3 protein-coding genes are annotated in these 2570 nt (G+C 59.6%); all 3 read left to right on the top strand.

The window, feature by feature from the left end; all coding sequences use genetic code 11:
• Positions 1-874, top strand: an 874-nt coding sequence (locus ACR0P8_RS09300; protein WP_432624790.1) for a carbohydrate ABC transporter permease, incomplete at its 5' end; no start/stop codon positions are given.
• Positions 871-1767, top strand: coding sequence for a carbohydrate ABC transporter permease (locus tag ACR0P8_RS09295; RefSeq protein ID WP_432624789.1), 897 nt, complete (start codon positions 871-873; stop codon positions 1765-1767). The genes ACR0P8_RS09300 and ACR0P8_RS09295, both read left to right, overlap by 4 nt.
• A gap of 105 nt (positions 1768-1872) precedes the next feature.
• A partial coding sequence (locus ACR0P8_RS09290; RefSeq protein WP_432624788.1) for a glycosyl hydrolase 2 galactose-binding domain-containing protein occupies positions 1873-2570 on the top strand: 698 nt, incomplete at its 3' end.

Raw genomic sequence — 2570 nt, 5'->3', positions numbered from 1 at the left:
GAAGTACATCGGCCCGCGCCAATTCGTCGGCCTCCAGAACTACATCGACGTCTTCACCCGTCCCGACACGCTTTCCTCCCTGAAGCTGAGCCTCTACTACATGGTCGGCGCGCTGATCCAGGTGGCGCTGGCGCTGTATCTGTCCACCATGCTGGCGTTCAAGGTCCGTGGCGGCAGCGCGTTCAAGGCCATCTACTTCTTCCCGTATCTGATCAACGGCATCGCGGTCGGCTTCATCTTCAAGTTCTTCTACACCCGCGGATACGTGTTCGACACCGTGCTCCAATGGTGCGGATTCCAACTCGACAACCTGCCATACTGGCTGAAAGACCAAAGCGTTAACAACTGGTCTCTGGTGGGCGCCTCTGTCTGGCGTTATCTCGGCCAGAACGTGATCCTGTTCATCGGCGCCATGATGTCGATCGATTCGACGCTGTACGAGGCGGCCGAAATCGACGGCGCCAACAAGTGGCAGCAGTTCAAGCACATCATCCTGCCGGGCATCAAGACCATCCTGGTGCTGAACGTCATCCTTTCGATCACCGGCTCGCTGTCCGCCTTCGAAGGCCCGTACGTCATCACCTCCGGCGCCAACGGCACCGCCACCTACTTCGTGCGCATGGACCGTCTCGCCCACACCAGCCAGAAGGTCGGCTTGGCATCCGCCATGGCAATCGTCCTGCTGATCATCATCCTCATCTGCGCGCTGTTGCAGAACCTGTTCTTCAAGTACGTGTTCAAGGATGCCGATGACGGCGTGGAGAAGGCAAGGAAGCAGGCGGCCAAGATCGAGCGCCAGCGCGCCCGCATGGCCAGGAAGAACGCTTCGGTCTTCAAGAACGGACCGAGCAACAAGGAAAAGGCGGTGGCATGATGACTGACGCAGTCGCACTCGCTAAGGAACGTTCCGCAGCCAAGACCGCGGGCTTCTGGTACAAGTTCAAGATCGGGGTGGCCGTATTCCTCAAGTATTTCTCTCTGATCTTCGTCGCTTTCATGATGCTGCTGCCGCTGGTCAGCTGCTTCGTGACCGCAGCCAAGACGGACAAGGAATACCAGAGCACGTCCGTCATGGACATGCCGAAGAACTGGTTCAACTTCGACAACTACGTGCAGGCGTTCGTCGCGTCGAACATGGCGGTCGCCTTCCGCAACTCCATCATCGTGGTGGTGGTGGTCCTGGTGGTCACCACGATCATCGGCACCATGCTGGCCTACGTGCTGAGCCGATTCCAGTTCCCCGGCAACGGCCTGATCCGTGGCATGTTCACCCTTGCGGCACTGCTTCCGGGCATCGCCATGCAAGTCGCGCTGTACAAGATGATGGTCAACTTCCACGCCGTCAACACAATGTGGGGCTACATCCTGATGATGTGCGGCACCGACGTGATCTCCATCTACGTGTTCATCCAGTTCTTCGAGAACATCTCGATCTCCTTGGATGAGGCTGCCATCATGGACGGCGCCTCCTACTTCACCGTCTACTACAAGATTCTGCTGCCGCTGCTGAAGCCGGCAATCGTGACCTGCGCCATCCTGAAGGGCGTCGGTGTGTACAACGAGTACTACGCCGCCAACCTTTACCTGCAGGACGCGAATCTGAAGACCATCGCCATCGCGCTGTACTCCTTCACCGGCCCGATGGGCAGCAAGTACAACCTGATCTGCGCCGGCGTGATCATCACGCTGCTGCCGATGCTGATCCTGTTCCTGATCTTCCAGAAGCAGATCTACAGCGGCATCGCTGCCGGCTCCGTGAAGGAATAAAAAACGTAACCTCCAACTTCCTTTTTCCATAACCAAGGGCCGCGCCAAGAGTCACATCGCGGTGCGGCCCTTTCCTTTTCAGAACATTTGTTAGAAGGATTCACTATGTCTCACATTCCCAGCACGTTTGCACCTCTGAACGAGGGTTGGACGTTGACCGCCGTCAACCCGGAAGCCGCTCCCGAAGCACTGCGCGCGACGCTCGCCGCAGGCATTCCGGCCACTGTGCCGGGAGAGGCCACGCTTGACCTGCTCAACGCCGGTCTGATTGACGACCCGTTCGACGGCGACAACGAGAACAAGCAGCAGTGGATCGGCGATGTCGATTGGCGATTCACCTGCCGTTTCGATTGGCAGGACGACGGCGCCGACCGTCACGATCTGGTGGCCTACGGCCTCGACACCATCGCCGACATCGCATTGAACGGCCGTCCGGTCGCCTCCACCCGCAACTTCCACCGTTCCTACCGTTGGGACGTGCGTGGTCTGCTCAGGGACGGCGCCAACGAGCTGACCGTCACCTTCACGTCCCCCGTGCGTGAATCCGACCGCATGGAACAGGCCCGCGGCTACTATCCGCACACCGAGCACCACGCCTTCAACCAGATTCGCAAGCCGAGCTATTCCTTCGGCTGGGATTGGGGCGTCGACGTGGCCAACGCCGGTATCTGGCGTGAGATTGGCATCGATTCCTGGTCCGGCGTGCGCATCGCATCCGTCCGTCCGCTCGTCGACGTCGCCGCCGACGGTACCGGCCTGCTCAACGTGCACGTCGAAATCGAGCGCGCCGGCAAGGGCCGCGT

The sequence above is a fragment of the Bifidobacterium sp. genome (genome assembly GCF_050874245.1).
Classification (GTDB): domain Bacteria; phylum Actinomycetota; class Actinomycetes; order Actinomycetales; family Bifidobacteriaceae; genus Bifidobacterium.
This window is presented reverse-complemented; position numbering and strand designations above follow the sequence as displayed.